Genomic DNA, 6,909 nt, shown 5'->3' on the forward strand with positions numbered 1-6,909 from the left:
CCGGCAGCTCCCCCACTCCAATCCTGAGGTATCCATGAAACAAGTCTTGCTGCCCGAACTCGCCGAGAGCGTTGTCGAGGGCGAAATTCTAAAATGGCTGGTGGCCGAGGGCGAGACCGTTGCCCTGGAACAGCCCTTGTGCGAAGTCATGACCGACAAAGTCACGGTGGAACTCCCCAGCCCCTATGCCGGCGTGCTGCAGCAGAGGTTGGCGAACGAGGGCGATGTGGTGGCCGTTCACGCCCCGATCGCCGTGATTGCCGAACCCGGTGAGGCCGGAGGGCATGGAGGAGGGGAGGGCGTGAGCAACGCCGCCCAGACCGTGGCCCCCAGCATCACCGAAGCGGTTCAGGAGACGGCACAGAACCCTGAGGCGAACCACACCTCCCTTCCCACCCAAGCCGCCGAGGAGCGCGAGCATGTGGGCGGCGAGGGTGGCAGCATCGTGGAGGCTGGGCACGTGCAGGCCAAGGGGGACGACGACGCGAGCCTCTTCAAGGCGTTCTCGTCCGACGAGACGGTGAAGCTGCAGGGGCTGGGCAACCGGAGCGGCAGCGGCGCGCCCGGCACGTACACCGGCGGCACAGGCAGCATCCTCAACCGTGAGCAGACGCCTTCGGGCCGCACGAATGGCCGCGTGCTGGCCGTCCCCGCCGCCCGGCAACTGGCGCGCGAACTGGGCGTGGACCTCGCGCAGGTGCGGGGCAGCGGTCCGAATGGCCGTGTGCGCGTGCAGGACGTAACCGAACACGGACAGGGGCAGGCTGCGCCCGCAGCCGTGGCCCAAGCTGTGCCCACGCCTCAACCCCAGGCTGCCGCTCCGGCTCCAACCCCCGTTCCCAGCGCCCCAGCGGCCAAGGGCACCGGCGGAATGCCGGTCACGCCGGTGCAGTACCGCACGCCCAAGGGGTACGAGCACCTCGAAGACCGGGTGCCCCTGCGCGGCATGAGGCGGGCCATCTCCAACCAGATGCAGGCCAGCCACCTCTACACGGTGCGGACCCTGACGGTGGACGAGGTGAACCTCACCAAGCTCGTCGAGTTCCGCGCACGGGTGAAAGGCGAGGCGCAGGCCGCGGGCGTCAAGCTCTCCTACCTCCCCTTCATCTTCAAGGCGGTGGCAGTGGCGCTGCGCAAGTACCCCAGCCTCAACTCCTCGTTCGACGAGGCCACGGGCGAGATCGTAATGAAGCGCTACTTCAACCTCGGCATGGCGGTGGCGACCGACGCGGGCCTCACGGTGCCCGTTCTGCGTGACGTAAACCAGAAGAGCGTCTTTGAACTTGCTCGGCAGGTGGGGGACCTCGCCTCGCGGGCCCAGGCAGGCAAACTCACGCCCGATGAGCTGGCGGGCAGCACCTTCTCGGTCACGAACATCGGCTCTATCGGAGCGCTGTTCTCGTTCCCCATCATCAATGTGCCCGACGCAGCGATTCTGGGCGTCCACTCCATCGTGAAGCGCCCCATCGTGGACGAACACGACAACATCGTCGTGGCGCATATGATGTACCTGTCTCTGAGCTTTGATCACCGTCTGGTGGATGGCGCTGAAGCCGCGCGCTTCTGCAAGGAAGTGATTCGCCTGCTGGAAAGCCCGGACCGCCTGATGCTCGAAGCGATGTAAGGGCCCTCAGCGGTTCGCCGTCAGCCGTCAGCTTCAGGGCCGAGCGCTGACGGCCCACTGCTGACGGCTTTTCTTAAAGGCCACGTCATAGCGCCGTCAGATTGGCGCGTTAGGGTGGTGAAAGATGGAACGCAGACTCCAGCGTGGCGTTCCGGGATTGGATAGATTGACCGTGATGAACCGCATCCCCGTGCTCCTGACCCTGCTCGCGCTCGCCGCTCCGGCGCAGGCGCTGCGGCTGATTGTCTGGGACCCGGAACTGCGGGACGTGCTGGGATCAGGGGAAACCAGCGGTGGGCGGATGACTGTGCAGCTGCTGCAGGGTTACGTCGGCCCGGTCAAACTGGTCTTTTCCCGCGACGAAGACGAGAAGGCCCGGGGCCTCTACAATGGCGTGCAAAGCGGTTACAACGGGCTGATCAAGGACGGCCAGCTGACCCTGGACACGCCGGGCAGCGACGTGACCCTCACGAAATTTCTGTCGGGCCTGAAGCTGAGCGTGCAGGTCCAGCCCGCCACCCAGATTCTGGAATTGCCGGGACTGCGCAGCGCCCCCGACAAGAACAAAGAGAAAGAGAAGGGCAAGCCCAATTCTCCCAAAACACCTGGAGGTCAGTGATGCTCGCCCAAATTCTCGTCGTCGAGGACGATCCGCACCTCGGCCCGCTGCTCAAGGAATACCTCTCGGCCGATTACCTCGTCGAGCACGCCCCGACGCTTAAGAGCGCGCAGGCGTGGTTGGGCACCCACTCACCGCAGCTGATCTTGCTGGACCTTAACCTTCCTGATGGCGACGGTCTGGACCTCGTGCAGGCGCTACGGCAGTATTCCAGCACGCCCGTGCTGGTGCTCTCGGCACGCAGCGGCGTACAGGAGCGGGTGGCAGGCCTGAATGCGGGGGCCGACGACTACCTCACCAAGCCCTTTGCCATGCCCGAACTTGACGCGCGCATCACGGCTCTCCTGAGGCGCACGGCCGCCGGAACGGGCGTGAACCTGGGCAACACCAGCCTGTCGACAAGCAGCCTGCTGCTGACCGTCAACGATAAGAACGTAAACCTCACCGAACACGAGGCGCGCATTCTTGAGCTGATGATGCGCACGCCTGAGCGCGTGTTCTCACGCGCGGACATCGAGGCGCACCTGTACGGTTGGGAAACGCCCAACAGCAACTCGGTGGAGGTCCGTATCTCCCAGCTGCGCAAGAAGCTGGAGCAGGCGGGCAGCGACCTGCGTATCCGGACCATCCGCAACGTGGGCTACGTCCTGCAGGTGTGAGGCAGATCTGGGAAAGCTCTTTGGGAAGGCCCGCGCCTTTCTGACACACTGGAGCAAATGTTGACGGGGAGACGGCAGTTCGGCGGGCGTGGGAGAGGGCTGCCCGCGCCGCTTTACCTCCTGCCACTCCACAGCAGCTCTGCACCCAAGGGCGGAGGTCCATGATCCGGAGCGCGCCCCTCCATACCGCCCGGGTGGCGTGGCGGCACAGCCTGCGGTTCCGGCTGGCCCTGACCTACACCCTGGTGGCGCTGCTCCTGATCGGTATGATCGGCGCTGGGGTGATGACCCTGCTGTTGCGGAGTATGGACCGGCAGTTTCAAGCCCGGCTGGGGGACCGCGCCGAGGCCGTCGCCGAGCGCCTCACCACGCCGCAGCTGGGCCTGCGCCAGAAGTCCCCACCCACCAGCGGCTACACGGCCATTCTGGACGAACAGGGGCGTGTGGTGACGGCGGCGGCCGGGCTGGGCCTGGAAAACGGCGAGCCCTTTCCCTACAGCGGGCAGACCCAGCCGGAAGTGCGCGGAACACCGATGCGGGCAGTGACGCGGGCAGCCGGCACATTTACCGTCTGGGTGGCCCTGCCCACAGACGACCTCGTGGTGGCCCGGCAGAGCGCCACTCGGGCACTGCTGTTCGCCCTGCTGCTTACGCCCGCTCTGATGCTGGTGATCGGGTGGTGGGTGGGCCGCAAGGCGCTGGCGAACTTGGAAGAAGCAGCGGACCTGGCCGACCGCATCGACCCCACCCGCAGCCTCGCCACGCTGCCGCTGCCCGTGCAGGAGGACGAGGTTCACCGCCTGCTCGCAGCCCTCAACCGGCTCCTGGTCCGCATCGAGGCGGTGCAGTCGCGCGAGAAGCAGCTGCTGGGGCAGATCGTCCATGAGCTCGGCGCCCCACTGACGGTCCTGAAGGCCAGCCTGACCCGGGCCGGGGACCGCACCGGGGACGCTGAGGTGCTGCGCGCCGCCCTGGTGGCCGACGAGCTGACCTTTACCACGCAGGACCTGATGCAGCTCGCGCGCGGTCAGCTGGAAATGCGGCTGGCGTGGCACTTTATCCCCGCCACCACCCTGCGTAGCCGGTTGGACCGACTGGTGCCCGGCACCACTTTCGCCGGGCACTGGGACGGGATGCTGCTGTGCGACCCTGACCGCCTGACCCAGGCGCTGCGGAACTTGCTCGCCAACGCCCGCCGTGCTGCAGGGCCGGAGGGTAACGTTACCCTGACCCTAGAGGAGAGCGCCGAGCACATCACTTTCCGGGTACGTGACACTGGCCCCGGTCTGCCACCCGAACTCGGCGACCAGATTTTCGAGCCCTTCGTCAGCGGCAGCGGCAGTAGCGGCCTGGGCCTGAGCGTGTCCCGGCAGATCGCCACCATGCACGGGGGCACATTGACCGCGGGCAACGCTCCGGGCGGGGGTGCGCAATTTTGCCTTACCATTCCCGGCGCGGCCCTCGGCGAGGAGGATGAGGAAGCGGAGGAAACCGTTTCTGCGTCTGCCTAGCTCGCGCGGCCCAGCTATCCTGACCCGGTGACCTCAGCCTCTGACCGCGCGGAACTGCACGCGCTGCTCACCCTGCGCTTTACCCCCGGCCTTGGTCCCCGGCGCATCGAAGCGATGCGGGCGCAGTTTGGCGGTGCTGCGGCCGCCCTGGGCGCGTCCCTGACCGAACTGCGGAATATCCCTGGGCTGAACAACAAATCGCTGGCGAAGCTGAGGGTAGCTGAAGCTCGCATGCGCGCCGAGACGGAAATCAGCAAGGCGCGGGAAGCGGGCGTGCAACTGCTGGGGCGGGGCCTGCCTGGTTATCCCGAAGCGCTCGGAGCCCTGGGCGATCCGCCACCCGCGCTGTGGGTACTGGGCGAACTCCCCGACTTTCCGGTGGTGCCGCGCGCCATCGGTATTGTCGGCACCCGGAACGCGAGTCCGCACGCCCTAAGCCTCACGCGCACCATGGCCGCCGAACTGGCCCGTGCGGACGTCGCGGTGGTCAGCGGACTGGCGGCGGGCGTGGACACTGCCGCGCACGAGGCCAGCGTGGAGGCAGGCGGCGTCAGCGTCGGCGTGCTGGGCAGCGCGGTGGACGTGATCTACCCCCGAGAGAACACCGCGCTGGCCCGCCGCCTCCTCCTGGTCAGCGAGTACCCGCTGGGCACGGGCCCAGCGCAGCACCACTTCTCGGCGCGTCACCGGATCATCGCCGCCCTGTCGGCGGGTACCGTCGTGGTGGAGGGCGAACTCAAGAGCGGTTCCCTGATCACCGCCACTCACGCCCTCGAATGTGGCCGAACCGTCTTTGCCGTTCCAGGCCGGGCCAGAGACCCCCGCGCTGCTGGACCCCACCGCCTGCTCCGAGAGGGCGCAGTCCTGACCGAAACGGCGGAGGACATCCTGACTGAACTGGGCTGGGGAAACGCTCCAACTCCACCATTGCCGGACCTTCCGCCCGAACAGGTCCGGGTCCTGTCCGCCCTGACCACGCCCGCGACCCTGGACGATCTGCACGCCACGACGGGCCTCTCCATGCCCGAGCTTCAGACAGCCCTGGGAACGCTGCAACGCATGGGCCTGGCCGAGGAAGTGGGAAGACGCTGGTCAAAACGGTAGGAGGCGGGCAAGAGGGCAGGGGAGAGGCTGTGCGTCTCCAGGCCTCTACCCGTGCTGCGGCCCGTAGTCCTTCTCCACGTCCACCCGGGGTGGGCCGGGCAGGGTCACGCCCTCATTCTCAGGCGTCAGCAGCTCCGGTATCCGTCCATCGAGACCGACGGTCAGCGCTCCGCCCTCACCCTTCACCCCCTTGGACCCTGGGTCCAGCGTGACCCTCCAGCCCCCACCGGGCCACTCCACCCACACCGCCTGGCTTTCTCCACGGGCCAGCGCCGACACCTCCAGATCGTCGAGGCGAACGCGGATGCGGCGGGAGACGAAACGGACTTTCATGGACCCAGTCTAGGGCCGTGCCATCCTAAGGCATGACACACACCGGTCAGAGCATCCTCGTGCTGGGCGGAACGCAGTTCGTGGGGCGACACATCGTGGAGGCACTTCTGGCAGCGGGTCACCGGGTCAGCGTCCTGACGCGTGGACGCACGACCGACCAATTGCCGGGCGAGGTGGAGCGCCTGCGCGGAGACCGCAACGAGGGCGCGGCGGGTCTGACGGCATTGGGAAACCGCACCTGGGACGCCTGCATCGACGTGAGCGGCTACACACCTCGGCAGGTCCGCGCCAGCGCCGAGGAATTGCGGGACCGGGTGGGCCGTTACGTCTTCGTCAGCACCGTCAGCGTCTACGCCGAGCAGAGCCGCCACCCCGTGCGCGAGGAAGACCCCCTCCTTCCCCACGCCGCTGAGGACGTGACCGAGGTAACGGGCGAGACCTACGGCCCGCTGAAGGTGACCTGCGAGGGGATCGTGGAGGAGGTCTACGGCCCGAGTGCCACCCTGCTCCGTCCCGAGATTCTGGCCGGACCCCATGACCACACGGCCCGCTATACGTACTGGATTGACCGAATCGCGGAGGGTGGCCCCTTTCTGGCTCCGGGCGACGGCTCAGACTTTGTGCAAGTCATCGACGCCCGCGACTTCGCCCGCTTTACCGTGCGCGTCCTGGAAGAGGATCGGCCGGGCACCTTCAACCTCGCTGGGCCGCGCCTGACCTGGCAGGAGTTTGTGAACGTGGTGCAGGAGGCAACGGGGGTGCGGGCCGAGCCAATTTGGGCGGGCCAGGAAGCCCTGAAGGCCCGGGGCGTGGCCTGGTACGAACTTCCCATCTGGATTCCGGTAGGCAGCGAACAGGGGGGGCTGATGGACGTGAGTAACGAGAAGGCCCTGGCGGCTGGCCTGACCTTGACGGACCCCCTCACCACGGCGAGGGACACGCGGGCGTGGAGCGCGGCCTACCCTCAAAAAATCCTCTTCTCACGTGAACATGAAGGCGAAATTCTGGCCATCGTGGCCCCGAAGCCGCTGTAAGTCCGGGCGTCTGCCGAGGAGGAAG

General features: G+C 67.1%; 7 protein-coding genes. 6 read left to right on the forward strand and 1 reads right to left on the reverse strand.

The window, feature by feature from the left end; all coding sequences use genetic code 11:
- The first annotated feature begins 34 nt into the window (after nt 1-34).
- From B9A95_RS28650 to dprA, 5 genes are all read left to right on the forward strand, one after another.
- Entirely contained in the window at nt 35-1,624 is a 1,590-nt protein-coding gene (locus tag B9A95_RS28650; RefSeq protein WP_084050715.1) for a dihydrolipoamide acetyltransferase family protein, read from the forward strand.
- Nucleotides 1,625-1,799: 175 nt separating this feature from the next.
- Entirely contained in the window at nt 1,800-2,243 is a 444-nt protein-coding gene (locus B9A95_RS28655) for a hypothetical protein (protein ID WP_084050716.1), read from the forward strand.
- A complete protein-coding gene (locus tag B9A95_RS28660; RefSeq protein WP_084050717.1) occupies nt 2,243-2,902 on the forward strand; it encodes a response regulator transcription factor in 660 nt (219 codons plus the stop codon). The genes B9A95_RS28655 and B9A95_RS28660 overlap by 1 nt, the downstream gene beginning before the upstream one ends.
- 161 nt (nt 2,903-3,063) lie before the next feature.
- On the forward strand, nt 3,064-4,413 hold the full coding sequence (locus tag B9A95_RS28665) for a sensor histidine kinase (RefSeq protein ID WP_084050718.1): 1,350 nt from the start codon (nt 3,064-3,066) through the stop codon (nt 4,411-4,413).
- A 27-nt stretch (nt 4,414-4,440) separates the two neighbouring features.
- Nucleotides 4,441-5,517: a DNA-processing protein DprA gene (gene dprA, locus B9A95_RS28670; protein WP_245808535.1), complete on the forward strand. Its 1,077-nt coding sequence runs from the start codon at nt 4,441-4,443 to the stop codon at nt 5,515-5,517.
- A gap of 45 nt (nt 5,518-5,562) precedes the next feature.
- Here dprA and B9A95_RS28675 read toward each other — a convergent pair whose 3' ends face one another.
- Nucleotides 5,563-5,850: a hypothetical protein gene (locus B9A95_RS28675; protein WP_084050719.1), complete on the reverse strand. Its 288-nt coding sequence runs from the start codon at nt 5,848-5,850 to the stop codon at nt 5,563-5,565.
- Between the two features lie 32 nt (nt 5,851-5,882).
- Here B9A95_RS28675 and B9A95_RS28680 point away from each other — a divergent pair, with 32 nt between their 5' ends.
- Complete coding sequence (locus B9A95_RS28680) at nt 5,883-6,884, forward strand: NAD-dependent epimerase/dehydratase family protein (RefSeq protein ID WP_084050720.1); 1,002 nt, start codon at nt 5,883-5,885, stop codon at nt 6,882-6,884.
- Nucleotides 6,885-6,909 lie beyond the last annotated feature (25 nt).

This window comes from Deinococcus hopiensis KR-140, from assembly GCF_900176165.1.
GTDB classification, from domain to species: domain Bacteria; phylum Deinococcota; class Deinococci; order Deinococcales; family Deinococcaceae; genus Deinococcus; species Deinococcus hopiensis.